Below are 25,637 nucleotides of genomic sequence, written 5' to 3' on the forward strand. Positions count from 1 at the left end.
AAATGACGAAACAAACAGTGATTGTCACAGGGGGATCAAGCGGTATGGGGAAGGCGATGGCTGATCATTTGGCAGCTGAAGGCTGGAATGTCGTGATTACTGGTAGAACGGAAGAGACGCTGGAAAAGACGGCAAAAGAAATGAAGCAGAAGGGCGGATCTGTCGCTTATTTCCAAATGGATGTACGAAACCCAGAGGATGCTGACCAAATGGTCAAGTTTGCAGTGGATACATTTGGTGATGTCGATGCCCTCATTAACAACGCAGCAGGAAATTTTTTAGTGCCAGCAGAAAAACTGTCTCCTAACGGCTGGAAGGCTGTCATTGATATTGTGTTAAATGGTACATTTTTTTGCAGCCATGCAGTGGGGAATTACTGGATTCGTCAAAAGAAAAGGGGAAGTATGATTAACTTGGTGGCCACCTATGCATGGGGTGCTGGTGTAGGCGTGGCGCATTCGGCGGCAGCAAAGGCCGGTGTGTTGTCTCTCACTCGAACGCTTGCTGTGGAATGGGGGAAGCAATATCGAATTCGCGTCAATGCGATCGCACCAGGTCCTATTGAGAGAACAGGCGGTGCAGATAAACTATGGGAATCTGAAGAGGCAGCGCAAAGAACATTAGATAGTGTTCCTCTTGGCAGACTGGGCACACCTGAGGAAATTGCAGCGCTTGCGAGCTTTTTATTGTCTGAGCATGCGTCTTATATAAATGGAGATTGTATCACGATGGATGGGGGACAATGGCTCAACCAATCACCATTTTGATTGACGATGTAAGACCTGCTTTTGATGTGGTATAATCACACAAAGAGAGAAGCAGGTGATGAAAATGGTCGATCCATTGGATATTTTAACGAATATTGAAGATGTTTTCCCGCACTACCAAGCAATATTCAGTGCGGAAGAGCAAAAAGTGATAGGCTATGAGATTCTAGGAAGAATGAAGCTTGAGTCAGAAACGGTCAGCCTAGGCTCCTTCTTTACGGATTCATCTATTCCTGACGAATATAAATTGGAAGTAGATCACAAAGTATTGACTCAAGCACTTGATCTCTTCACAACAGCAGATGACGATTTGCTCATTTTTATTAATCATGATGCCAATATCCTCATGCTGGATCATGGAGAAAGCTTTTTAGAACTTTTAAAAGAATATGAAGCAAAGGGCATTCAGCTTAACCGATTTGTTATTGAGTTTGCAGAGCATACGTTTAGCGGCGACATTGAACAGCTATACCATACGTTAACGTATTATCGTACATATGGGATTAAAATCGCCGTCTCAAATATAGGAAAAGAAAGCAGTAATCTGGACCGGATTGCCTTGCTTTCACCTGATTTATTAAAAATAGATTTACAGGCATTAAAAGCATCGGCTCCATCTCCTTCCTATGAATATGTTTTGTACAGCATTTCATTGCTTGCAAGAAAAATAGGAGCAGCCTTAATTTATGAGGATATTGAAGCGAATTTCCAGCTGCAGTATGCTTGGAGAAATGGCGGGAGATATTTTCAAGGGTTCTATCTTCATGAGCCTGCAGGAGAATTAATCGACCGAAGCCACCGAAAAGATCAGCTTAGAGAAGAATTTCAGCAATTTATTGCCCATGAGAAAAAGAAGCTGCAAGCGGTCTACGAACATTCTGAAACATTTTATAAACGAATTCATCAAGCTGTTACGACTTTAAAGAAAGCGTGCAGCACAAATGATGAGCTCATTCAAAAACTGGCACTTGAACTAACAGATTGCAGCTTCCGGATTTATATGTGTAATGAAGAAGGCTTTCAAATCACTGGAAATGTGTTCAAAAAAGAAGAAGAATGGCTGTTTCAGCCGGAGTATATCGAAAAAAACTGGAGCTGGCGTCCTTATTTCCTAGCAAATATTCTTCAAATGAGAATTAGCGGAAAAGGATTTTTCAGCGATATTTACAGTGATTTAGAAACCGGTGAGAGGATACGTACGTTTTCTTATCCTTTAGAGGGAGATATGTATTTGTTTATAGACCTTCCGTATGCTTATTTATATGAGCAAGATGGATTAATTTGAAGACGCGGCGTGAAGACAAACCCTCTCATTCGTTGAGTCCTGCGTGGCAGTGCTCACGAATGTAAAATCCGCTCCGGTACTCGTCCTTTCTAGACTTCAAAGGTTTTCTATCACGCTGAAATATAAACAAAAGGAATTTTAGCCTTTTGTCATCAATCTGAGCAGCCTTGCAGGCTGCTTTTTTTGATAGAAAAAAGAAATAAAAAATGGTTGACAATGAAACTGATAATCATTATCATTTAGTTATAGAGAGAAGCTACTCTCTGTTCCCCAACCCCTCTATCAGATCAAGATCCAAAAAACTTGGCGCTACCCCCGCCAAGTTTTTTTTGTGCTTCAATCTTTCCCTTCATGCATAGGACAGCCCAAACCTTCCATACATCTTAAGTGATGATAGTTAGACGGTAGGAGGGAAACATCATGATCAAACGTGACATGCGGCTGCTCATTGATTTGCCAAGGCCAGATCACCCAGATGCAAATGGTGCCGCTGCTGTGCAAGAATTACTCGGCGGAAAATTCGGTGAAATGTCCACATTAAATAATTACATGTTTCAATCCTTTAACTTTAGAGGAAAACGAAAACTTAAACCGTTTTATGACCTCGTATCCAGTATTACGGCTGAAGAATTTGGTCATGTTGAGCTTGTAACCACAGCCATCAATCTCATGATTACAGGAACCACCCATGGCGGGGACCCAGATACGACGCCGATGAAGGCAGCTGTCGATAAACGAAATACACAGCATTTTATTCAAACAGCCCAAACAGGCTATCCGTTTGATTCAATGGCAAAACCTTGGACCGGAGAGAATGTGTTCTCAAGTGGCAACCTCATTCTTGACCTTCTCCATAATTTCTTTCTTGAATGCGGAGCACGTACGCACAAAATGCGCGTATATGAAATGACGGACCATCCTACAGCAAGAGAGATGATCGGTTATTTACTTGTCAGGGGCGGCGTGCATATTGTGGCATATGCAAAGGCACTTGAAGTCGCTACAGGAGTAGATGTTGGGAAGATGCTGCCAATCCCAAACCTCGACAACAAATACTTTGACTCAGCGAGGAAATTTGAAGACCAGAATGTTCATACAAAGTTGTATACATTTAGTGATACGGATTACAAGGATATCAATAAAATTTGGAAAGGCAGCCATCCGATTGATGGAAAGCCGCTGACAGTCATTGAGGGCACCCCGCAAGGTGCACCTGTGCCAGATTATAGAGAATTACCGGAAGAGTTTGCTCCAGGCATTTCAAAAGAGGATTTTGATGAAATTGCGAAACGGCTGATGAGATCTGCTGGTTTATAAAAATCATGGTGCATGAGATGAGAAAAAAGACTCAAACTAAAAAAACAGATTCTTTTTCTTTTTTTGAATTCAAGAGGAAAAATATCATCTGAGAACACTTTATGGTATGATGCTTTGTAGGACTTGTGTATAATCAATACGGGTTCATCTTGAGTTGTTTTTTTGAAAGGAGTCTTTTTTTAGAATGTCACAATTAATGGGTATCATTACAAGGCTGCAAAGTCTTCAAGAGACAGCAGAAGCTGCAAACGAGCCGGCACAGCGTTATTTCGAAGTGAACGGTGAGAAAATCTGTAGTGTTAAGTATTTCGAAAAGAATCAAACGTTTGAATTGACTGTTTTTCAACAAGGGGATAAGCCAAATACTTTCCCATTTGACAACATTGATATGATTTCGATTGAGATTTTTGAGCTTCTACAATCCTAAGCTGAATCGTATGAAATGTTTTTTCTGAGGATTCCTTCGTTTATTGCGGCAGCATACATGGATCATCATAGATGATATGTACAAATGGAAGATGATCAATCAGCGCATTTTTCGGATAAGAGACCATTAAAAAGGAGTTCCTTTCTGTGAGTGATTCTTTTTTCTACAATCTTTCTGAAGATCATTTAGCGTTTTCTGATGTCGTCATGAGAATGAAAGACTTTATTCGAAAAGACCCTAGATCCGCCTATGTGTTATCAATTGGTACGGACTCTCAGGTCAATCAAAATGTCACAACATTTATGACTGCAATTCATCTCCACCGGATTGGCAAAGGAGCTTGGGGCTGTCTCACACAACAAGTGATCGAGAGACCCGTGCAAAGTCTTAGAGAAAAAATTTCATTAGAGACAGCGTTTAGCCAAAAGGTATGTGCAGACATCCTTGAGGGGCCTTTAACAGAACTGATGGATTTGCTTCTTCCGTTTGCTGAGGAAGGGGCAGACCTTCGTTTTGAAGCCCATCTGGATATTGGCAAAAAAGGAAGTACAAAAGAGCTGATTCAGGAAATGACCGGAATGATCACAGCTATGGGAATTGAAGCGAAAATAAAACCCGACTCATATGCAGCATTTTGCTATGCCAATCGATACACAAAATAAATTCCGTCATTTTTCTCCAAACCTTGTCGAAACGTGCGGTTGACGATTCGATTCTAGTTCCTTATTCTAGCTGTATAGAGAGGAAGCAGACATTCAAAAGCCTGCTAATCAATATAAAAGCATATATGAAACAGGGGGCCTGATGTTGAATGAGCGTCATCGAAAATCGTTTTAATGAAGAAGAGAAAAAGCTATTATTAAACGTATTGCTGAATCAGGAATATGCTGTCGAATTACTAAGCAGTGAGATCAATGATATAGAATGTGGAACAAAAAATGTCGACGACAATACGTATAAGCAATTGATCACATTGTATGACAGAGTAAGGTTTGAGAATTAATATTGATTTAACATTCTATTAGATACTCGGGGGCTGAGTATCTTTTTTATGCAGAAAAAATCTTTCGACAAATTTCGTTTTAGTTTATGCTTAATGGTAAAGGGGAATGTATGATTGATGATTGAGAGAAAAGGGGTCGAAGAAACATGATAGAGATAGAACCGACTCAATTGCTTGAGTCAACAGTAGCCGAGCATATGATTGATGCAGATAAGGTGGCACATGTTCAAATTGGAAATAATCTTGAGCATGCCCTATTGGTTCTAACAAAAACAGGATATACAGCCATACCGGTATTAGACGCTTCTTATCATTTACACGGGTTAATCGGAACGAATATGATTATGGATAAAATCTTCGGTTTAGAACGTATCGAATTCGAGAAGCTCGACCAGTTGAAGGTTGAAGAGGTCATGCTGACGGATATTCCGAGACTTAAAACAACAGATCCTGTACTAAAAGGCGTTCACGTTGTGACGAATAATGGATTTGTTTGTGTAGAAAATGAGGAGCAGGTCTTTGAAGGCATTTTTACTCGACGAGTTGTATTAAAGCGCTTAAATGAGGTCATTCATTCCGCAAAAAAATGAGCTGCAGCCCAGCTTATTTTTTTTGCCTTCATAAGTTAAAATTTATATAATGAGCATATAAAATAAGGAAAACTTATAGAGAGAAAGGGGACACCCATGCAGCTTCAGGAGTTACATATGCTTGTTGTGCTAAGTGAAGAATTGAATATGAGAAAGGCTTCAGAGCGGCTCTTTGTCTCCCAGCCTGCATTATCTCAAAGATTGCAGACGATCGAAAAGGAATGGGGTACCAAAATCTTTTTTCGTTCACAAAAGGGGCTGACTGTGACCTCGGCAGGTGAACAGATTATTCAATTTGCAAAAGAGGTGACGGTTGAACAGGATCGAGTGAGAGAGCGAATTGATGAACTTGAGGGTGATATTCACGGTACACTCAAGCTTGCGGTGGCGTCGATTATTGGACAGCACTGGCTGCCAAAGGTGTTAAAACGGTATGTTGAAAAATACCCAAATGCCAAAGTATCACTCGTTACTGGCTGGAGCAGTGAAATGCTCAAAAGCTTGTATGAAGACCACGTGCACATAGGAATCATTCGCGGAAACCCTGATTGGAAGGGGACAAAGGAATACTTGATGACAGATCATTTATATTTAGTTGATTCCGTGATCAAGGACGTAGATGAATTAATCAAGACAGAGCGGCCATTTATCCAATTTAAAAGCGACAGCACGTATTATCAGGAAATCCAGCACTGGTGGCACCAAAAGTTTAAAGTGTCTCCAAAGCAGACGATTTTAGTAGACCAAATTGAAACATGTAAACAAATGGCCTACCACGGCATCGGTTACGCCATTTTGCCTTCTGTTACCTTATATGACCACGAAAAAAGTGTTTATAAAACACCGCTTGTTGATGTGAACGGAGAGCAAATTGGCCGTGACACATGGCTGCTAGGCTATGAAGCGTCTTTTCAGTTAAAACAGGTGCAAGCTTTTGTCGGTGTGGTTAAAGAAATGCTTGAGAATGATGCCGTGTAAGTACCTTCTTGGAATAGGGAGGTACTTTTTTTTATGAAATCATTTGACAATGAAAATCATTATCATTTAAAGTGTACATATAATAATTGAAAATGATTATCATTTAGATGAGGTGACCGATAGATGAAAGCACTAATTGCATTTGCGAGTATGTCTGGAAATACGGAAGATATGGCAGCGATCTTAAAACAAACACTTGAAGGAAAAGGGATCGATACAGAAATGATGGAATTTGATGATACGAATGCAGAAGACCTTTCCTCATACGATTACGTATTCATTGGTTCTTATACATGGGGTGATGGAGATTTGCCTTATGAAGCAGAGGATTTTTATGAAGAGGTCTCTACTCTTGAACTTAGCCACATCAAAGCAGCTGTCTTTGGATCGGGTGATTACAGCTATCCGAAGTTTTGCGAGGCTGTCCATACATTCCATGACATGCTGAAATCAACGGGTGCATCTGTTTTTCCTGAAACATTAAAAATGGAGCTTGCACCGGATACAGATGAAGATGTGGCGTGCTGTCAGGAATTTGCTGCGAGCTTTTTAACGTGGGCTGCTTTATCTGAGAAACGAGTTGAAAATCATGTTTCATAAAGGAGCAACAGCCGTTGCAGCATCTAAAAGCGGTGGATACTTTGTTGCTGTAAAACGTGAAGGTATTTTTCACTATAGTGTGGAGAGCGGATGGCAGCAGCTGTTTAAGCTCAAGCATAAAATCCATGCGATCAGCTATATTGGCCCTTATTTATTCGGTGTTGGTGAAAATGGCACAGTAATTAGATCAGGAGATGAAGGCAACACATGGGCGTTATCTTCATTCCCAACAAATGCAGTCGTTTGGTCTATTACAGGACGCAAAGATGGGTTTGTGTGTGCGCATGGAAAACATAGTATCTATGTGTCAAATGATTTCGGAATTTCCTGGGAAATTATGAAGCCATTTGCTCATGTGAATCATCCGCCGGTCATTCGTTCTTTATGTGCTGCAGGTGACCATCTTTATATTGGAACACAGATTCATGAGGTTCACGGAGGAATATGGGTGTATGACTTGCAAAGAGAACATATTTTTCTTCTAAACAGAGAGGAGCACCGCATGACAGCTTCTATGCTGCTCTGTCATGAACATCTTCTTGTTTGTGCGTTAGGTTCAAAAAAAGGCAAAAAAGGATCTGTTCAAATTTTAGATTTACATACAAATATTCTGCATGATATTCAATCACAGGCCTTTGCTAGAGAAGAATCATTTTTGGATGTGTCAGAGGATAATGGCATTGTGTATGTGACCACCTCACAAGACGAACACGGATTTTCTAAAGTGTATCAGCTTGATATTGAGCAAAAAGAGCTCAAATGGTTTGATACGATCAAAGGACATGGTTTTCGTGTAGCCAATCAAAACGAAAACTTTTTCTGTGCGGGTTTATATGAAAGTAAGTTTGTCAGGCCATATGAGGAGCCTGCATTGATTCATTGATAAGGAGGAAGAAAAAGTGACAGAAAAGGTTTTATTGGTATATGCCACGATGTCTGGAAATACAGAAGCGATGGCAGATTTAATTGAAAAAGGTATAACGGAAGCAGGAGCCAGCGTAGACCGGCATGAAGCGATGGATATTGATGCCGAGCTGCTCAATGATTACTCGCACATTATGTTAGGTGCGTATACATGGGGAGATGGCGATCTTCCGGATGATTTTATTGATTTATATGAAGAAATGGAAGAGCTTGATTTAACGGGAAAAGCATTTGCAGTATTTGGTTCTGGCGATACATCTTACGAACATTTTTGCGGAGCTGTTGACCTAATCGAAGAAAAAGTGAAGGAGCTTGGCGGTGACATTGTCCTGCCCTCAGTTAAGATTGAGCTGAATCCAGAAGGGGAGGAAGAAGACGAATTAATATCTTTTGGCAGACAATTTGTTCAGCTTCACCAGCAAGAAGCGGGATAATCGGTCCCGCTTGTTTTATTTTCCATTGCGGAGATGACTCTTTCACTTGTCATTAAAACACTCCTTTGGTACAGTAATGAAGTATAAATTAAGAGGAGGACATACATACATGAAACAAATGGACGCTAATGAAATTATTTCATTTATTCAAAATAGTACAAAATCAACACCTGTCAAAGTCTATATCAAAGGTGACTTAGAGGGTATTGAGTTTGGTGAACATGCAAAAACATTCATCACAGGAAACACTGGAGTTGTTTTCGGTGAGTGGAGCGAAATTCAAGAAGCGCTAGCATCTAACAAAGATAAAATTGAAGATGTTGTCGTGGAAAATGACCGCCGCAACTCTGCAATTCCGATGTTAGATTTGAAAAACATTAAAGCCCGTATTGAGCCAGGGGCAATCATTCGTGACCAAGTTGAAATCGGTGATAATGCAGTCATTATGATGGGTGCTTCTATTAATATCGGTTCTGTGATCGGCGAAGGTACGATGATTGACATGAACGTGGTGCTTGGCGGCCGTGCGACAGTAGGTAAGAACTGTCATATCGGTGCTGGATCTGTTCTTGCAGGAGTCATTGAGCCGCCGTCTGCTAAACCAGTTGTTGTAGAAGATGACGTTGTCATCGGTGCGAACGCTGTTGTTCTAGAAGGCGTGACAATTGGTAAAGGTGCAGTAGTAGCTGCTGGTGCAATTGTTGTAAACGATGTAGAGCCTTACACAGTTGTAGCAGGTACACCTGCTAAGAAAATCAAAGACATTGATGAGAAAACAAAAGGTAAGACTGAAATCAAACAAGAACTGCGTCAGCTTTAATTCATATAATTCGCAGCTGAAGACAAAGACGTGGATGAGATATCCACGTCTTATTCGTATAGAAGAAAGGAAGTGAGTTCACTTGTTAAATCGTGAGCAATTAATATCCATTCGAAGAGATTTACACCAAATCCCTGAGCTTGGTTTCCAAGAATTTAAAACACAAGCGTATCTCATTCAGCACCTTAATATCTATTCAAAAGATCGAGTTGAGATTGAAACGTGGCGAACTGGGCTTTTTGTGAAAGTGAAGGGAACAAATCCAACGCGCGTATTTGCTTATCGTGCAGACATGGACGGTCTGTCTATTCCTGAGGAAACAGGGTATCCATTTGAATCTGTGCATGAAGGAAAGATGCATGCATGTGGACATGACCTTCATATGACCATTGCACTTGGTATCATTGATCATTTCGTCCATGAACCGATCAAAGAAGACGTATTATTTATCTTCCAGCCGGCAGAAGAAGGTCCAGGCGGAGCTGAACCGATGCTTGCAAGTGATGTATTGAAAAAATGGACGCCAGATTTTATTACAGCGCTGCATATCGCACCTGAATATCCTGTTGGAACAATTGCTACGAAGCCTGGTTTGTTATTTGCCAATACGAGTGAGCTTGTGATTGAGCTTGAAGGAAAAGGCGGACACGCTGCATATCCTCATTTAGCCAATGATATGGTTGTTGCTGCAAGTGCACTTGTAGGTCAGCTGCAATCGGTTATTTCGCGTAATGTCGACCCCCTTGATAGTGCGGTCATTACAGTCGGTACAATTACCGGCGGAACGGCTCAAAATATTATTGCGCAGCATGCAAAGCTTGACGGTACCATTCGCACACTATCCCCAGAGTCTATGGACAAGGTGAGAAAGAGAATTGAAGCATTGGCAAAAGGCATTGAAATTGGCTACGAATGCAAGGCAACCGTTCGATACCCTTCATCTTATTACGAAGTGGACAATTCAAAGGATTTGACTGAGGAATTTATGTCATATGTAGCCGAAGAAGGGCTAGCAAATGTGATTGAATGCAGAGAAGCCATGACAGGAGAAGATTTTGGGTACATGCTGAAAAAGTATCCCGGCTTCATGTTTTGGTTAGGGGTCGATTCAGAATACGGCCTGCACCATGCAAAGCTCCAGCCTGATGAAAACGCGATTGAAACAGCTGTGAAAGTCATGACGGCTTATTTTAAAAAGCAAGCTGGCGAATGAATAATCGAGCTGCCTCCTGTACACCTTATGAACAGGAGGTGTACTTGATTATGACAAGAATTGGTGTAGAACAATCTTTATCCGATGTAGAAGAACTATTGAAGCAAAAAGGGTATGATGTCGTACGTATTCAAAATGAACAGCAAATGGATCAGTGTGACTGTTATGTCGTCACAGGACTAGATTCAAATGTTCTTGGCATTTCAGACACAACAACAAAGGCATCTGTTATTACAGCATCAGGTATGACGGCTGATGAAATTTGTCAAGAAGTAGAACAGCGTGTTCAATAAAACAAGAAAAAGAACCGGTAGATTATGATCCCGGTTCTTTTTGCTCTTTTTCTATATCGAGTACTTCTTTCATTTTTTTGCGCAAGATTCGTTCCACTCGCCATTGCTCCATTGTTTCAGTTTTCGCTATGATGCGCAGCACAAGGGAAGAGGAACCGAACGCCTCTACGCCGACAACTTGAGGACCTTCGATAATTTGCGGAGTTTCCTCCCGCACTTCATCACAGGCAGCTTGGAGGGCTGTGATCATCTGATCCACATTTTCATCCGGTGACAGCTCAATATCAACGAGTGCCTGCATCGTCCCTCTTGAATGATTGCTCACATTCAGTATGCTGCGATTTGGAATAAAATGAAGGGTGCCGTCAAAGCTTCGAAGCTGCGTGGTTCTTAGGCCAATTTGTTCGACAATCCCATCAAAGCCCGCGACCGTTATATATTCTCCTACATCAAATTGTTTTTCCAATAATATAAAGAATCCGGTCACAATATCACTCACTAACCCTTGAGCGCCAAAACCAATCGCAAGTCCCACAACGCCCGCACCTGCCAGCAAAGCGGTCGGGTTATAATGAAATAAGTCGAGGATCATCACAACTAGAATAAAAATCAATAAGTAGGCGAAAATATTTAACGTCAAACTTTGCAGTGTCTGAGCTCTTGATAAAGAGACTTCATGCTTTTCAGCGAATGTTGAATAGGCGCGCTTAATCATCTTGTTTCCTATGGCTCTGATGATAAAGTAAATGGCAAAAATGGCGACTAGTTTTAGCAAAATCATACTGCTATTGAGGATAATGGAAACCCAATCTACTTGTTGAAATGCTCTCATAATCTTCAAAACCTTTCTGTGTATGCTCTAAAAGAGAAGCTAATCATTTGTTCCCTTATGCAAGTCATGTTAAACTTTTGATAAGTAGAGCAGGAATTGTGACAAATCGTTAATTAAATTTATTATTAATTAATATTGACTAAAAATCGCATAAGTATTATAATTGTAATTGTGAAGTTATTAACTAAATGAGAATTTTAAGTTTTGATTCTCATTTTATATACAGCTAAGAAGACTGTATAAAGATATTATTTTTTGGAGGGATTTACATATGGCAGAGCGTTTTGTAGGAAAACAAGCTCCACGTTTTGAAATGGAAGCAGTACTTGCTAACAAGGAATTTGGTAAAGTAAGTTTAGAGGAAAACATGAAGAATGACAAATGGACAGTTCTTTTCTTCTATCCAATGGATTTCACATTTGTTTGCCCAACTGAAATTACAGCAATGAGCGATCGTTATGACGAGTTCGAAGATTTAGATGCAGAAATCATTGGTGTATCTACTGATACAATCCACACGCATCTTGCTTGGATCAATACAGACCGTAAAGATAATGGTCTAGGTGAATTAAAATACCCGTTAGCTGCTGATACTAACCACACAGTATCTAGAGAATACGGCGTTTTAATCGAAGAAGAAGGAATTGCTCTTCGCGGTTTATTCATCATTAACCCAGAAGGCGAACTTCAATACCAAACAGTATTCCACAACAATATCGGTCGTGATGTAGATGAGACATTACGTGTTCTTCAAGCATTACAAACTGGTGGACTTTGCCCAGCGAACTGGAAACCTGGTCAAAAAACACTTTAATTGATAGCTGAAGAAACAGGAGGGTCTAACTGATGTTAGACCTTTTTGTTTCGACACATACAATGGATGGAGGCGCTTCATAATGAAATTACGTCAACCAATGCCAGAACTAACTGGTGCAAAAGAATGGTTAAATGGAGAAGTAACAAAAGAAGATTTGATTGGTGACAAACCAACATTGATTCATTTCTGGTCAGTCAGCTGTCATCTTTGTAAAGAGGCAATGCCTCAAGTCAATCAATTCCGTGATGAATACAAGGATCAACTAAACGTTGTGGCAGTTCATATGCCTCGTTCAGAGGATGACCTAGATCTAGAAAAAATCAAAGAAGTTGCGAAAGAGCATGAAATCACGCAGCCAATCTTTGTGGACAGTGATCATCACTTAACAGAAGCCTTTGAAAACGAATATGTACCGGCATATTATGTATTTGATAAAACAGGTGCTTTACGCCATTTCCAAGCCGGCGGAAGCGGAATGAAAATGCTTGAAAAACGTGTCAATCGAGTGCTTTCTGAGTCTGAAAAGGCTGCAGAATAAGCTTTCCCCCCATAAATGGGGGTTTTTTCATGGACAAAAATAAGAAGCATATGGCTTCGGATGAGTTTTTATGTAGGTGTTATTCCTAAGAAAAGAGAAAATGAGGGAGTTTATTAAAAAATATCCCTGAAACAAAAAGGTATAACGACCTATTTACATTTTTGTTTTGAAATGAAAATGTAAAGATTTTAACTTTTTACTATTCAGAACGTTTTTGCACAAAAGAAATTTCAGTTAGGTAAATAACTATATAAATCAAGTAGTATAAGCGTTTATTCAATTTTTTTACAATATTTTAAGATTTGTCAAAAGCCTATAGTGGCAATGAAATGGGTGCCGATTTTTCCTCTTTGGCAAAATTTTAGTTGAAAATACCTATCTGTTAGCAAACTGTAAAATGATAAAAAAATAGTTGATAAAATTAGTTTTCTAATCTAATATTTACTATAGAATATTTTTTATATGATGAGGGGGAAATCCATTGTTTAATGAGAGGGAAGCGTTACGTTTACGATTGGAACAATTAAACGAGGCAGAAGTAAAGGTCATCCGTGAATATCAAATTGAGCGAGATGCGATTTATGCAAAATTAAGAGAATTAGACCGTCAAGGAACAGGTCTAGTGTCAGATACAAAAAAAGAAGTACGTACAGAGAGAAAGACGGATTCACTGCCTGTATTAGCTGAGCTTGCTGCGCAAGAAATGAGAAGCTACCAGCAGCCGGCACAAACACAATCATCATCTTTAGGAACAGGACAGCTAAACGGTGCACCTGTAGGTATTCCTGAAGGATCGACAAGACGCAGAAGAGGCACAGCTCGTCCTGGCTCTAAGGCAGCGAAGCTTCGTGAAGCTGCGATTAAAACGTTAAAACGTCATAATGCAGCGATTAAAAGCTCAGAGCTTCAAAAAGAGATCGAAAAAGAGAGCGGTCTTGAAATTCCAAATATGACAACGTTTATGCAAAGCTTAATTAAAATGTACCCTGAAGTGAAGAAGCCTTATCGCGGACAGTATATTTTAGAAGGCGACATTCAAACAGAAGACGAATAAATAAAAAACTGCTGAGCGTAAAAGCCAGCAGTTTTTTATTTCGAGAATTACTTCTTTTGATCAACTGTATAGACAATTTTGCGTTCCTTGGGCAGGTGATCACGCTGTTTTTTGAAGCTGTCGATTTTGACTGTCATGACCTCTCCATTACGCTGCACTGCATCAACGTGTTCCTGAAGTGTTTGAACTTGTTCGTTGAGTTTCTTCAAGATCGGTTCGATTTCTTCTGTCGTTTGCAGGATGCGGTCTCGTGAGAATGGCTGTGCATTTGTTTTTGCTGACTGGTCAATATCAGCAAAATGAGAGGCGATCCATTCTTCGCTTTCTGCTAACTGTTTTTGATAGCTTGTGAGCGTTTCGTAAAAAATCGCTTCTTTTGCTTTTTCTATTTGCAGCAATTTCTCTTGTGTTTCATAAAAACGCTCTTGAAGGTGTCTGACGCCTTCCTGTAATACATGAAACTCTGCATTTTTATCGCTCAATGTTTGCTGCAGCTTCTCAATCACTGCGGATAAAGTATTTCCTTTTTTCTCCTCTTTTGCAAGCTGTTTATCTTGATCCTCTATCCGCTCATTTAATTGTTGAGAGATTTCCTTATATTTGACAACTTTCAAATGCAGCCTGTGTTTTTCTTCGGTTTCTTTTCTTCTATGATAGGTTTCCTTTTGCAGCATCTCATGGAGAAGGACAATTTTATGTAATAATTCTGATTTGCTGTAGGAGAGTTCCTGTATTTTTGAGGCAGCATCGTGTTGATCATTGGTCATTTCATCCAATTGTTGTTTTAATTGCGTGAAATCCTTTTTCATCTCATGATATTCTTGAGTTAACTTCTTATTTTTAGAATACGTATATGAGGACTGTAAATCAGAGATCATTTGATGATATTTGGCAGTTTCAGCTTTTAAGTATAAATTCTCTTGAGATAAATCATGGAATAGGGGAGAAGCATGGCGTCTGTTCATCGATAGACCCTCCTTATTCATGTTACCAATAAAGTATGCGAAAGGAGTGCGATTAGAACAACCATATCAAAGGAGGACTTAGAGGATGCACGTAGTGAATGTCATTTTAGCTGGAGGCGCTTCCAGACGCTTTGGAGAGCCAAAGGCAAGTCATATGTATCAAGGGAAACCATTATATGAGCATGTGAAAGAGCAGCTTTTAGAAGGGCAGACGGTTATCATCAGCCATCCGTCGCTTCTTCCTTTTTTCAAAGCAAGAGGTGAACAAAGTGTGTGGTTAGATGATGAAGAGGTGCGCGGATGCGGACCGCTTGCCGGCATATATACGGCGATGCAAAAGCAAGAGGCAGAATGGTATTTAGTAATGGCATGTGACATGCCTTTCATACGGAAGGAAACGGCGGAAGTATTATCGTCCTATTGCAGCGAGCACGCAGATGCCATTATCCCGCTTGTTCAGGGCAGATTACAGCCTTTGTCTGCGCTTTATCACCGCCGCTCTCTGCCGTTTATTCGCGCGTGTTTAAAAGAGAATCAATTTGCCGTCAAGGACTTGCTTCAAAAGCTTCAAGTGCGTATCGTTTCAGAGGAAGAACTGAACGTGACATCAAATGAATTTCGTAATATCAATAAAAGAAGCGATTTACCTGAAAACGGTATGATATGATACATAAAAAAACAGTGAGGAGAGAACAGCATTGAATGACCGATATTCAAGACAAATCTTGTTCCCTCCGGTTGGGGAAAAAGGACAGCATGCGCTGGCTGAAAGTCATGTTCTGATCGTTGGAGCCGGTGCTCTTGGTACCGCTTCTGCGGAAGGGCTTGTTCGGTCTGGCATCGGGACGCTTACGATTGTCGATCGTGATTATGTGGAATTTTCAAATTTACAGCGGCAGCAGCTGTACACGGAACATGATGCAAACGCACATGTGCCAAAAGCAGCTGCGGCAAAAAAACGTCTCGAGCAGATCAATCATGAAGTGACGATACACGCCCTGATTGAAGATGCAGGGGCGGAGCTGTTAAGGCCGTTATTCCAGAGAGCAGATATCGTCATTGATGCAACAGATAATTTTGAGACAAGAATGGTGATGAATGATTTATCACTAGAAACGAAGACGCCGTGGATATATGGCGCTTGTGTGAGTAGTCAGGGGATGTATATGACCATATTGCCGGATAAAACGCCATGTTTATCATGTGTGTTCACGGCAATGCCTGTTGGCGGCTTGACGTGCGATACAGCGGGGATTATTTCACCTGCCGTTCAAATGGTTTCTGCTTATCAGCAAACAGAGGCACTCAAATATTTAACAGGTCATGAAGAGCAAATCGAGCGGAAATTTGTCACGTTTGATCTTTGGCAGTCTACATCATTTAAAATGGATTTATCTCGCACTAAAGAGAAGACCTGTCCAACTTGCGGCACGGCAAGGACCTATCCTTATTTACATGATCAGCGTAAAAAATCGACGGTCCTTTGCGGACGTGACACCGTTCAAATTGTATCAAAGGATTTAGCAAAACTATCATTTCAGCATATAAAAGAGCGGCTCTCATCTATATGTGAGGTGGAAGTAAACGATTTCTTAATCCATGTACGCTACGAAAACTACCGAATGGTCTGTTTCAAAGGGGGACGTGCATTAATCCATGGAACTAATGATGAAAAAGAAGCCAATTCATTACTAGCAAGACTGCTAGGGATATAGGAGTGATGTGTGATGGAAAGACGGCAGCCAATACCAGTAGAAGAGGCCATAAAGAAAGTCCACCAATACGAAAAACATGGAGAAATAGAATGGGTCCCTTTAAAAGACAGCCTTGGACGGTTTATTGCAGAAGATATTTTGGCAGACCATGATGTTCCGGCATTTGATCGTTCTCCGTATGATGGCTTTGCACTTCGGGCAGAAGACACAAAAGAAGCGTCAAGTGCGCATCCAGTTGAATTCGAGGTCATTGATCATATTGGTGCAGGAATGGTCTCAGCAAAAACAATCGGTCCCTTTCAGGCCATTCGTATTATGACAGGAGCAAAAATTCCAAATGGTGCAAATGTCGTTATCATGATTGAACTGACGAAGACTTTTGAAAAAGGCGGCAAATCATTCATGTCACTGAAAAGACCGCTGAAAAAGGGAGACAATATTTCTCGTCAAGGAGAAGAGGTACTCAAAGGAAACGTGATGGTCAAAAAAGGAACAGATGTCACTCCTGGCGTCACGGCTCTATTGGCGACATTCGGATATGCGGTAGTGCCAGTTGTCAAAAAACCGGTGATTGGCATTATCTCAACAGGCACAGAGCTTCTTCAAGTAAGTGATGCCATGGTGGACGGCAAGATTAGAAATAGTAATCTTAGTATGGTCTATGCTCAAGTACTTGAGGCCGGAGCTGAGCCGCTTGATTTAGGCGGAGTCTCCGATGATTTTGACAAAAGTTATCATGCAGTAAAAGCAGCCATGAGCAAGGTAGACATTCTGATCACAACAGGCGGTGTGTCAGTGGGCGATTTTGACTTTCTGCCTGCCATTTATGAAAAGCTGGGAGCCAAGGTCCTGTTTAATAAAGTAGCCATGAGACCAGGAAGTGTGACGACTGTGGCTGCAATGCCGAATGGCCAATTGCTGTTTGGGCTGTCCGGAAACCCTGCTGCCTGTTTTGTGGGCTTTGAATTATTTGTGAAACCGATCATTTATAAATGGTATAGGAAAGAAAATCCGTTTCCCACTTTTGCTGAGGCGAAACTCACACATGATTTTCCCAAAGCCAATCCGTTCACTCGTTTTGTCAGGGCGGCCCTTCAATTCACTGGCAGTCAGATCAGTGTGACTCCAACAGGTCTTGATAAATCAAGTGCAGTGACCTCTATTGCAGAGGCTGACTGTTTCATCGTGCTGCCTGGGGGAACAAGAGGTTTTCAAGCAGGTGATCAAGTTGATGTTCTGCTGTTTCAGCACAAAGGCGGTGGGTCTCCATGCTGAATGACAAATTAAGCATATTACAGGTGGTCGGTTATCAAAATAGCGGCAAGACCACGTTGATCGAAAAGCTCTGTGAGCTGGCTGAATGTGAAGGGCTGAAGCTAGGCTGCTTTAAACACCATGGACATGGCGGTACACCAGATCGTCTTTTCAAAGAAAAAGATACCGAGCGATATGTACAAGCAGGAGCATATGCCGCAGGTGTTGAAGGGGAGGGCGAATTTCACTTTTCGATGCAGCACATCACGTTAGAGCAGCTGCTCAACATGTGTCAGCATCTTCCGTTAGACGCTGTTCTCATAGAGGGGTACAAACAGGCGCCTTATCGCAAAATCGTTTGTGTCAAGAATGAAGAGGAGCTTATTGACCTTTCAACTCTTTCTAATATACAAGCAGCTATTTATTTTTCTCAAGAGGATCCATTAACCGAAAATTACCCGTTTCCTGTGTTTTCAGCTTTTGATAAGCGCGGGATGACATTTGCTTTTCACTTATTGAAGGGAGGCGGCACGTTTTGAGCGAACTTTTTAAAATAACAAAAACGCCGATTGAGGTAAACGAATTGATTCAGCATGTGACAAGACGAAAGGCAGGAGCTATTACAACGTTTATCGGGACGGTCAGAGAATGGACAAACGGCAAGAAAACATTGCGTTTAACCTACGAAGCATACATACCAATGGCGGAAAACATGCTAAGGCAGATTGGACAAGAAATGAAGAATCGGTGGCCTGACACTGAAGCTGCGATTGTGCACCGGATTGGAACACTTGAGATAACCGATATTGCTGTTGCGATCGCCGTTTCGTCTCCTCATAGGAAGGCTGCCTACGAAGCCAATGAATATGCTATTGAACGAATCAAGGAAATCGTTCCTATTTGGAAAAAAGAATATTGGGAAGATGGTGAGGCCTGGATAGGTGATCAGCTTGAAACAGTTTCATATCCAGAAGGTAAACCTAGCCATCTTCAACTTGCAGAGAAAGAAGGTGATCAGCATGATTAATGTGTTATTGTTCGCCGGCCTTGCTGAGAAGGCCGGTAAACAACAAATCATCATTCAAAAAGATCAAACAACGGTTGATGAGATTAAAATAGAATTACAGGAGGTATATGGTGTTGATGCTGCACAAAATGTAATGGTTGCAGTCAACGAAATATATACGAGGGGAAATGCTGAAGTGCGTAGCGGGGACACTGTTGCACTCATTCCTCCTGTAAGTGGTGGATAATAGATATTAGAGGATTTGGTTATGGCCACCCGGCTGTAACCAATTTTTTATGTGTGAAAAGTTTGTAGAGGTGCTTGGGTGTGATCTTCGTAAATAAAACATCCCCTTCTTGCTTTAGAAATGTGAGGATCGAGCTGCTGAATGAGATCATACAATTCGCTGATTCGTCTCACATTGAAATCTGTTTGAGCTTGAAGCTGTTCCTTTAATTCTTTTGTGCTCACAATGCTTCCCTTTTTCTCTTTAATAATATCTACACATCTTGCAGCGTAGTATATTTTGTCGTTAGAAGGTCTGCTTTCTTTCATATCAAGTAATTTGAGCTCATGATAAATCGATTCTCTTTCCTTTCGAAAGTATTGCCATGCTTCTTGTTCCTTTTCATACAGTAAAATCAATTGCATTTTCAATTTTTCTCTTAACATTCACTTGACTCCATTTCCACTATCATTTAACCTACCTCTATTTTACATTATATGAAAAAATAACTTTTGATCAAGTAAAATCCCTTTATTTTTAATTTTTTAATATGAAAGTATTGATACTAAAGACTTATTTGTTCTGTAAAAGAAACCATTCATAGTCCTATAAAGCCGGGATTTTCCGAAATTACTAGGAATATTTTAACAAAAAATTGTTGTGTCTATGTAAGACCATGCGAATCCAAAAGAAAAGGATATTTATTCCGAAAGACATATTGTTTACTTAATAAAATGTTTTTAAGTCAGTAAAAGCACGATTCTGGATATGAATATGGTCGGATCATGAGGTCATTTGAAGGATTTCATTCGTGAAAGTAGAATAATAGATAAAATTTTTTCTCAACGAAAATAAGAAAATTAAATGATCGATCACTTATTGGCAATCTTTTGATAAAATAGAAAGAAAAAGAGCGTCATTGTGCGTTTGCATACTTGCTTGACATAGAGAGGATGACATTTGATGAAAGAAAACATGCAAAAACCTACGATCATTGGAGTGAGCACAAGACCATCAGAGCACCTGAATAGAGTATGGGAACATCCAGTTGTTTGGTGGCCTTTATCTTGTGTGCTTATTTTAACAGTCGTTGTGACTTATTTGTCTGAGCTCGTAAATAAGGGAATGTGGGCAGATTTAAGTTTGCCGGTACCTGTTGTTTATGTGGTGACGCTCATTGGCCTGGTATTTGGCATTGTCATCAATGCAGCTATATATAAGTTCATCGTATTTTTAGCGAAAGGTGATGCATCATTTCGGCAGCTGTTTTCAGCGGTCCTGTTCATTACGCCCGTTACGATCATTGGAACGATTATTTCTCATTTGGCAGTCATCCTTTTTCATGTTCCAAAAGACATCACGGTTACCTCGTTAAACGCGCTCATTCGAATTTCTGGTCCATGGCAGGCGGTGTTAGCCAATATCGATCTTTTTGTGATCTGGAATCTTGTTTTAACAGGCTTTTTATTCATCCGAGTTGGGCGTATATCACCGAGAATTTCTTGGGTGATTATAGGCGTTTTTTATATCTTATCGTTAATTTTTCAATATATAGGAACAGCAATTAACATATCAGTAAGCTGGGGGTAGAAGGTTTTTATGAGAAAGAAAATCATCATTGGATCTATTTTAATTATTGTGATTGGACTATTTATTGGATTTAATATTGCGAAAAACCAAGCAAAGCCTGCTTCTACAGCAGCGATTAAAACAGTCAAACTCACGCCGAAAGAAATCACATCTACGGTGATGACACCCGGGACACTTTCGTTCTCTGAAGAGCAGTTCATCTATGAAGAAGAGGAAAAGGGGAAATTGAAGGGAATTGCTGTGAAAGAAGGGGAAAAGGTAAAGGCTGGTACGCCGCTTCTTACATATGAAAACAAGGAACTGGAGCTTGAGGAGCAGCAGCAAGCACTAGCGGCTGAGTCAAGTACATTAAAACTGGAACAATTGCAAAAAAGGCTGAGTGAATTAGATGAGAAAAAAGCAGGCGGATCTGACGCTAATGCTAAAAGCGAGCGAGATCAGCTTCAATTAGAACTGAAAGCGGCTGAATTAGAACAAAAGCAAGCAGAGATCAGCCAAGAAAAAGTAAAGGCGCAAATAGAAGATTTAACCGTACATAGTAAAATTGATGGAACAGTCATTTCCATTGAGCAAGAGGCCGGGGCAGGGGGGCCGGAAGAAAGACAGCCGATCATCCATATTGGTCATGAGAAAAAAATGATTGTGCGGGGTTTGATCTCAGAGTATGATGCCATCAAAATCAAAAAGAAACAAAAAGTGAAGGTAACGTCTGATGTCATTCGCGGGAAGAGCTGGCAAGGAGTCGTGAAAAAAGTGGGCGCTGTTCCTGTCCAGAATGCAGCCGAAACAACTTCGAGCGATCAAACGGTTCAATATCCTGTTGAAGTTGAAATAAAGGGAAAGAAACCTGAGGCGAAGCCTGGTTTTAAAATGATCATGGAAATTGAAACAGATAAGCGCCAAGCGCAAACGATTCCTGAAACAGCGGTAAAAAAAGAGACTGATGGACAATACGTTTATGTTGTTCGAAAAAATGTACTGAAAAAAGTAAAAGTGGTCATAGGGGAAACGTCAGGTCATGATCTTGAAGTGACAAAAGGTGTCAAGGCAGAGGATCAAATCATTGCTCATATAGCAGATGATATGTATGACGGAATGGAAGTGGATGCTGAATGATTCAGCTTTCCAACGTAACAAAAAGCTATGAGGTCGCACACGAAACATTTGATGTATTAAGTGACATGAATCTTGTCATTGAGAAAGGCGAGTATATGTCCATTATGGGCCCGTCCGGCTCTGGAAAGTCAACATTAATGAATATTATTGGCTGTTTAGACCGCCCGACGACAGGACAATATCATTTTCAAGGTACAGAGCTGTCAGCAGCAAAGGATCAAGAGCTTGCGGTCATTCGAAATCAATCCATTGGATTTGTTTTTCAGCAATTTCACCTCCTACCAAGGTTAAATGCGAGGCGCAATGTTGAACTGCCAATGATTTATGCTGGGATCAGTCAAAAGGAAAGAAAAGAACGTGCGGAATTGGCGCTTGAAAAGGTTGGTTTGGCAGATCGAATGAAACATATGCCAAGTGAGTTGTCAGGAGGACAAAAGCAAAGGGTGGCAATTGCACGAGCGATTGTCAATAAGCCTCAGCTTATTTTAGCAGATGAACCGACTGGTGCGCTCGACTCAAAAACAAGCATGTCAATTATGGAACAGTTTACACAGCTGAATGAGGAAGGGACAACGATTGTGCTTGTCACCCATGAAGAAGAAATAGCTGCGTATACAAACCGTACGGTCGTTGTGAGAGATGGACGGCTTGTTGAAGATAGATGGATACAAGGGGACGCTATGAATGAAACTCTTTGAAAATATCAAAATAGCGCTGAATTCGGTTTTAGCTCATAAATTACGTTCTATTTTAACGATGCTTGGGATTATTATTGGTGTTGGATCAGTCATTGCAGTCGTGGCGATCGGTCAAGGCGGTGAGCAAATGTTAAAAGGATCGATTTCAGGTCCAAACAATACCATTGATATGACATATACGCCTTCTGACGAAGAGTTAAATGTAAATCCAAATGCTTTATTCGAAGCCTCATTTACTGAGGAAGACATAAAAAGCATTAGGACAATCAATGGGGTGAAGCAGGTCGCTTCCTCGACTGCACATGGAATGCAGCTGAGATTTCAAGATACGACAGTTGATGCGACCGTTAACGGCATAAATGAGGGGTATACGGATGTACATTCATTACAAATCGCAGAAGGACAGAATTTAAGAGATATTGACTTTAGAAGCGGCAGAAGAGCTGCCCTCATCTCGGATGGCTTACAAAAAGAACTATTCAATGGACAAAAGGCATTAGGTGAACTGATTTGGATGAACGGACAGCCAGTTGAAGTCATCGGTGTGTTAGCAAAACAGAAAGGGATGTTTTCATTTGATATGAATGAAATATATGTCCCATTTGCGATGCTCACCTCCACATTTGGTATGAATGAATATGATAAGTTGTCTATTCAAGTCGCACATGCGGATCAAATGAAGGAAGTAGGAAAGAGCGCGGCTGCCATACTAAATGAAAATCATCATACAGAAGATGCTTACGAAATGATCAATATGGAAGAAATCGCAGAGGGGATCGGTCAAATAACGTCCGTTATGACAACGATCATTGGCTCAATCGCCGGAATCTCTTTACTTGTCGGCGGCATCGGTGTAATGAATATTATGCTCGTTTCTGTGACAGAGAGGACAAGAGAAATCGGTATTCGAAAGGCGTTGGGCGCAACAAGGGCGCAAATTCTCGTTCAGTTTTTAATTGAGTCTGTCGTTTTAACACTCATCGGCGGGCTGATGGGAATTGCACTTGGATTAGGCGGTGCTTCGCTAGTATCACTATTTGCCGGCTGGCCGTCTCTCGTATCTTGGCAAGTGGTTTGTGGAGGCGTACTGTTTAGTATGCTCATTGGTATTGTTTTTGGGTTAATTCCTGCGAATAAAGCAGCGAGACTAGACCCTATTGAATCGCTCAGGTATGAATGATTCGGAGAAGAATTTAAAGCATACAAATGGTTTACATTTGCCTTCATTACACATCAAAAGCTTTTATGTAAATCGCATAAAAGCTTTTTTTAGTTCCATTGAATGAAATAAAAAATGATAGAAATGCTAATATCATGACTTTCATCTTAATGTCACATATTTTTCAGTTTACAAATGGTACATATAAAGGTAAGATGACCATGGTGAAAGATTTTGATAGTTATTGAATGTATTTGATTGTTTTGTATTGATAATGTTGAAAAAAGCGATTACAATAAAGGTGCGCGCAAAATGAATACGTTTTCAAAAGGGGTGTTCTCATGTTAACACCGGAAAGACATCAACTCATTATTGACAGCTTAGAAGAAAATGATGTCATTAAAATACAGGACTTAACGATGATGACGGATGCGTCTGAATCTACAATTAGAAGAGATTTATCAGCCCTTGAAGAAAAAGGATTTCTTAAAAGGGTTCATGGAGGAGCAGCCAAGATTTCGAGTATTCGCCTTGAACCAGATGTATTTGAGAAATCTGCCAAAAACCTTCAAGAAAAGTCATTGGTAGCAGAGGCAGCGGCATCTCTTTTAAAACAGGGCGACTGTATTTATTTAGATGCAGGTACAACCACACAGCAAATGATTGAATATATCGATCCAGATCAAGATATTGTTGTGGTGACAAACGGTGTGATGCACATTGAAGCACTTATGAGAAAAGGCATTACCTTTTACTTGATAGGCGGATCAGTGAAACATCGAACAGGAGCCATGGTGGGAGCCGCAGCTTTGACAGCGATTGAAAATTATCGTTTTGACAAAAGCTTTGTTGGGACAAACGGCATCCATCCCGAGGCGGGTTTTACAACGCCTGATCCAGAGGAAGCACTCATGAAAAAAAGAGCCATGAAACAGGCGAAAAAAACCTATATCTTATCAGATGCCTCGAAGTTTGGCGAAATATCGTTTTCAGCCTTTGCTAGTTTACAGGAAGCCACCATTATCACAAACGACGCAAAAGAGGATTCATTCGATAATTACCATGAAAAAACGGTTATAAAGGTAGTGAAAACATGATTTATACAGTTACTTTAAACCCATCAGTTGATTACATCGTACACGTGGAGGATTTTGCAGTCGGCGGTTTAAATCGTTCAACCTATGATCAAAAATATCCAGGTGGTAAAGGAATCAATGTCTCAAGGCTATTAAAACGTCACGGTGTTGAATCAAAAGCACTTGGATTCATTGGTGGATTTACAGGCAAATATATTCAAGATTTTTTACAGAACGAACAATTACAAACAGCCTTTCACGAGGTGTCAGAAGATACAAGAATTAATGTGAAACTAAAAACAGGTGAAGAGACAGAAATCAACGGACTCGGCCCATCTATTACTGAAGCGCAATTTGAGTCGTTTCTATCTCAATTTTCTTCATTGACTGAAGGAGATGTCGTGGTTTTAGCTGGCAGTATTCCTTCTTCATTACCTCATAACACATATGAGCGTATTGCTGAAGTTTGCCGAGAGCAAGGTGTAAGAGTTGTTCTTGATATTTCTGGCGAAGCGTTAAAAAAAGCAGCAGACATGAAACCGTTCTTAATGAAGCCAAATCATCATGAATTGGGTGAAATGTTTGAGACGAGTATTTCATCAGCAGAAGAAGCAATTCCTTATGGGAAAAAGCTGTTAGAACAAGGTGCTGAACATGTCATCGTCTCCATGGCTGGAGATGGTGCCCTATTATTCAGTAAAGAAGGAATCTATCAATCCAATGTTCCAAATGGAACGCTCGTTAATTCAGTTGGAGCAGGAGATTCAGTCGTTGCAGGGTTTTTAGCCGGCGTTTCAAAAGGCCTTTCAATTGAAGATTCATTTAAGCTTGGTGTTACTTCAGGAAGCGCTACAGCCTTTTCTGAGGAGCTTGGCACAAAAGAGCTTGTTGACACACTATTACCACAAGTAAAAGTCACACGCATTTAAAGGAGGAGTCA

32 protein-coding genes are annotated in these 25,637 nt (G+C 40.6%); 29 read left to right on the forward strand and 3 right to left on the reverse strand.

Annotation, left to right across the window (positions count from 1 at the left end):
• Positions 1-2 precede the first annotated feature (2 nt).
• The 14 genes from fadH (at position 3) to MHI23_RS06890 (ending at position 10,651) form a co-directional block, all read left to right on the forward strand.
• The gene (fadH, locus tag MHI23_RS06825) at positions 3-767 is read left to right on the forward strand and encodes a 2,4-dienoyl-CoA reductase (RefSeq protein ID WP_342492392.1); all 765 of its coding nucleotides are present in this window, start codon (positions 3-5) and stop codon (positions 765-767) included.
• Between the two features lie 64 nt (positions 768-831).
• Positions 832-2,052 carry an EAL-associated domain-containing protein gene (locus tag MHI23_RS06830; protein ID WP_125586288.1) on the forward strand — a complete coding sequence of 407 codons (1,221 nt, stop codon included), beginning with the start codon at positions 832-834 and terminating at the stop codon, positions 2,050-2,052.
• A gap of 420 nt (positions 2,053-2,472) precedes the next feature.
• Positions 2,473-3,369 (forward strand): manganese catalase family protein, encoded by an 897-nt coding sequence (locus tag MHI23_RS06835; RefSeq protein ID WP_075622945.1) that lies wholly within the window; start codon positions 2,473-2,475, stop codon positions 3,367-3,369.
• Positions 3,370-3,553: 184 nt separating this feature from the next.
• On the forward strand, positions 3,554-3,796 hold the full coding sequence (locus MHI23_RS06840) for a DUF1797 family protein (RefSeq protein WP_003212254.1): 243 nt from the start codon (positions 3,554-3,556) through the stop codon (positions 3,794-3,796).
• Positions 3,797-3,942: 146 nt separating this feature from the next.
• Complete coding sequence (locus MHI23_RS06845; protein ID WP_024426864.1) at positions 3,943-4,458, forward strand: ribonuclease H-like YkuK family protein; 516 nt, start codon at positions 3,943-3,945, stop codon at positions 4,456-4,458.
• Positions 4,459-4,607: 149 nt separating this feature from the next.
• Complete coding sequence (abbA, locus tag MHI23_RS06850) at positions 4,608-4,799, forward strand: antirepressor AbbA (protein WP_003210802.1); 192 nt, start codon at positions 4,608-4,610, stop codon at positions 4,797-4,799.
• 146 nt (positions 4,800-4,945) lie between these two features.
• Positions 4,946-5,389, forward strand: a complete 444-nt coding sequence (gene cbpB / locus MHI23_RS06855; protein ID WP_342492393.1) for a cyclic-di-AMP-binding protein CbpB — start codon at positions 4,946-4,948, stop codon at positions 5,387-5,389.
• Between the two features lie 96 nt (positions 5,390-5,485).
• Positions 5,486-6,367, forward strand: a complete 882-nt coding sequence (locus tag MHI23_RS06860) for a LysR family transcriptional regulator (RefSeq protein ID WP_024424721.1) — start codon at positions 5,486-5,488, stop codon at positions 6,365-6,367.
• 123 nt (positions 6,368-6,490) lie between these two features.
• Positions 6,491-6,967, forward strand: coding sequence for a flavodoxin (locus tag MHI23_RS06865; RefSeq protein ID WP_024426866.1), 477 nt, complete (start codon positions 6,491-6,493; stop codon positions 6,965-6,967).
• On the forward strand, positions 6,957-7,850 hold the full coding sequence (locus tag MHI23_RS06870; RefSeq protein ID WP_024426867.1) for a hypothetical protein: 894 nt from the start codon (positions 6,957-6,959) through the stop codon (positions 7,848-7,850). The genes MHI23_RS06865 and MHI23_RS06870 overlap by 11 nt, the downstream gene beginning before the upstream one ends.
• A 49-nt stretch (positions 7,851-7,899) precedes the next feature.
• Positions 7,900-8,325 carry a flavodoxin gene (locus tag MHI23_RS06875; RefSeq protein ID WP_029706705.1) on the forward strand — a complete coding sequence of 142 codons (426 nt, stop codon included), beginning with the start codon at positions 7,900-7,902 and terminating at the stop codon, positions 8,323-8,325.
• A 109-nt stretch (positions 8,326-8,434) separates the two neighbouring features.
• A complete protein-coding gene (gene dapD / locus MHI23_RS06880; protein ID WP_008347987.1) occupies positions 8,435-9,145 on the forward strand; it encodes a 2,3,4,5-tetrahydropyridine-2,6-dicarboxylate N-acetyltransferase in 711 nt (236 codons plus the stop codon).
• Between the two features lie 82 nt (positions 9,146-9,227).
• The gene (locus MHI23_RS06885; protein ID WP_098676853.1) at positions 9,228-10,358 is read left to right on the forward strand and encodes an N-acetyldiaminopimelate deacetylase; all 1,131 of its coding nucleotides are present in this window, start codon (positions 9,228-9,230) and stop codon (positions 10,356-10,358) included.
• A 50-nt stretch (positions 10,359-10,408) separates the two neighbouring features.
• On the forward strand, positions 10,409-10,651 hold the full coding sequence (locus tag MHI23_RS06890; RefSeq protein WP_024424725.1) for a YkuS family protein: 243 nt from the start codon (positions 10,409-10,411) through the stop codon (positions 10,649-10,651).
• A 22-nt stretch (positions 10,652-10,673) separates the two neighbouring features.
• On the opposite strand, the gene MHI23_RS06895 is transcribed toward MHI23_RS06890, so the two are convergent.
• Positions 10,674-11,483 (reverse strand): mechanosensitive ion channel family protein, encoded by an 810-nt coding sequence (locus tag MHI23_RS06895; RefSeq protein WP_024424726.1) that lies wholly within the window; start codon positions 11,481-11,483, stop codon positions 10,674-10,676.
• A 271-nt stretch (positions 11,484-11,754) separates the two neighbouring features.
• On the opposite strand from MHI23_RS06895, the gene ahpA reads away from it, so the two are divergent.
• The 3 genes from ahpA to rok all read left to right on the forward strand — a co-directional run bounded on the left by ahpA (position 11,755) and on the right by rok (position 13,892).
• Positions 11,755-12,297 (forward strand): biofilm-specific peroxidase AhpA, encoded by a 543-nt coding sequence (ahpA, locus tag MHI23_RS06900; RefSeq protein ID WP_003211758.1) that lies wholly within the window; start codon positions 11,755-11,757, stop codon positions 12,295-12,297.
• A gap of 82 nt (positions 12,298-12,379) precedes the next feature.
• Positions 12,380-12,838, forward strand: coding sequence for a TlpA disulfide reductase family protein (locus tag MHI23_RS06905; RefSeq protein ID WP_024424727.1), 459 nt, complete (start codon positions 12,380-12,382; stop codon positions 12,836-12,838).
• Positions 12,839-13,319: 481 nt separating this feature from the next.
• Positions 13,320-13,892, forward strand: coding sequence for a transcriptional regulator Rok (gene rok, locus MHI23_RS06910; protein WP_025092353.1), 573 nt, complete (start codon positions 13,320-13,322; stop codon positions 13,890-13,892).
• A gap of 47 nt (positions 13,893-13,939) precedes the next feature.
• On the opposite strand, the gene MHI23_RS06915 is transcribed toward rok, so the two are convergent.
• Positions 13,940-14,857, reverse strand: a complete 918-nt coding sequence (locus MHI23_RS06915; RefSeq protein WP_135031886.1) for a sigmaE regulated sporulation protein — start codon at positions 14,855-14,857, stop codon at positions 13,940-13,942.
• 85 nt (positions 14,858-14,942) lie between these two features.
• On the opposite strand from MHI23_RS06915, the gene MHI23_RS06920 reads away from it, so the two are divergent.
• Genes MHI23_RS06920 through moaD form a run of 6 tightly spaced genes read left to right on the forward strand, consistent with a single transcriptional unit; the run spans position 14,943 to position 19,079 of the window.
• Complete coding sequence (locus MHI23_RS06920; protein ID WP_041117250.1) at positions 14,943-15,524, forward strand: molybdenum cofactor guanylyltransferase; 582 nt, start codon at positions 14,943-14,945, stop codon at positions 15,522-15,524.
• Positions 15,525-15,555: 31 nt separating this feature from the next.
• Entirely contained in the window at positions 15,556-16,572 is a 1,017-nt protein-coding gene (locus MHI23_RS06925) for a thiazole biosynthesis adenylyltransferase ThiF (RefSeq protein WP_044335906.1), read from the forward strand.
• Positions 16,573-16,581: 9 nt separating this feature from the next.
• On the forward strand, positions 16,582-17,847 hold the full coding sequence (glp, locus tag MHI23_RS06930; protein ID WP_342492394.1) for a gephyrin-like molybdotransferase Glp: 1,266 nt from the start codon (positions 16,582-16,584) through the stop codon (positions 17,845-17,847).
• Entirely contained in the window at positions 17,841-18,365 is a 525-nt protein-coding gene (gene mobB / locus MHI23_RS06935) for a molybdopterin-guanine dinucleotide biosynthesis protein B (RefSeq protein WP_342492395.1), read from the forward strand. Before glp ends, mobB begins: the two co-directional genes overlap by 7 nt.
• Positions 18,362-18,853, forward strand: a complete 492-nt coding sequence (locus MHI23_RS06940; RefSeq protein ID WP_056766335.1) for a molybdenum cofactor biosynthesis protein MoaE — start codon at positions 18,362-18,364, stop codon at positions 18,851-18,853. Before mobB ends, MHI23_RS06940 begins: the two co-directional genes overlap by 4 nt.
• Entirely contained in the window at positions 18,846-19,079 is a 234-nt protein-coding gene (moaD, locus tag MHI23_RS06945) for a molybdopterin converting factor subunit 1 (protein WP_024424733.1), read from the forward strand. The genes MHI23_RS06940 and moaD overlap by 8 nt, the downstream gene beginning before the upstream one ends.
• Before the next feature lie 47 nt (positions 19,080-19,126).
• Here moaD and MHI23_RS06950 read toward each other — a convergent pair whose 3' ends face one another.
• On the reverse strand, positions 19,127-19,504 hold the full coding sequence (locus MHI23_RS06950) for a hypothetical protein (protein ID WP_024424734.1): 378 nt from the start codon (positions 19,502-19,504) through the stop codon (positions 19,127-19,129).
• A 517-nt stretch (positions 19,505-20,021) separates the two neighbouring features.
• Between MHI23_RS06950 and MHI23_RS06955 the strand changes: the two genes are divergently transcribed.
• The 6 genes from MHI23_RS06955 (at position 20,022) to pfkB (ending at position 25,626) form a co-directional block, all read left to right on the forward strand.
• The gene (locus tag MHI23_RS06955) at positions 20,022-20,648 is read left to right on the forward strand and encodes a YIP1 family protein (protein ID WP_034623318.1); all 627 of its coding nucleotides are present in this window, start codon (positions 20,022-20,024) and stop codon (positions 20,646-20,648) included.
• A 9-nt stretch (positions 20,649-20,657) separates the two neighbouring features.
• A complete protein-coding gene (locus MHI23_RS06960; protein ID WP_024426878.1) occupies positions 20,658-21,764 on the forward strand; it encodes an efflux RND transporter periplasmic adaptor subunit in 1,107 nt (368 codons plus the stop codon).
• The gene (locus tag MHI23_RS06965) at positions 21,761-22,462 is read left to right on the forward strand and encodes an ABC transporter ATP-binding protein (protein ID WP_024426879.1); all 702 of its coding nucleotides are present in this window, start codon (positions 21,761-21,763) and stop codon (positions 22,460-22,462) included. The genes MHI23_RS06960 and MHI23_RS06965 overlap by 4 nt, the downstream gene beginning before the upstream one ends.
• Positions 22,449-23,642: an ABC transporter permease gene (locus MHI23_RS06970; RefSeq protein ID WP_342492396.1), complete on the forward strand. Its 1,194-nt coding sequence runs from the start codon at positions 22,449-22,451 to the stop codon at positions 23,640-23,642. Before MHI23_RS06965 ends, MHI23_RS06970 begins: the two co-directional genes overlap by 14 nt.
• 320 nt (positions 23,643-23,962) lie before the next feature.
• Complete coding sequence (locus tag MHI23_RS06975) at positions 23,963-24,718, forward strand: DeoR/GlpR family DNA-binding transcription regulator (RefSeq protein ID WP_342492397.1); 756 nt, start codon at positions 23,963-23,965, stop codon at positions 24,716-24,718.
• Complete coding sequence (gene pfkB, locus MHI23_RS06980) at positions 24,715-25,626, forward strand: 1-phosphofructokinase (RefSeq protein ID WP_342492398.1); 912 nt, start codon at positions 24,715-24,717, stop codon at positions 25,624-25,626. The genes MHI23_RS06975 and pfkB overlap by 4 nt, the downstream gene beginning before the upstream one ends.
• The last annotated feature ends 11 nt before the right edge of the window (positions 25,627-25,637 follow it).

The organism is Bacillus sp. FSL M7-0003, assembly GCF_038628485.1.
Classification (GTDB): Bacteria; Bacillota; Bacilli; order Bacillales; family Bacillaceae; genus Bacillus; species Bacillus safensis.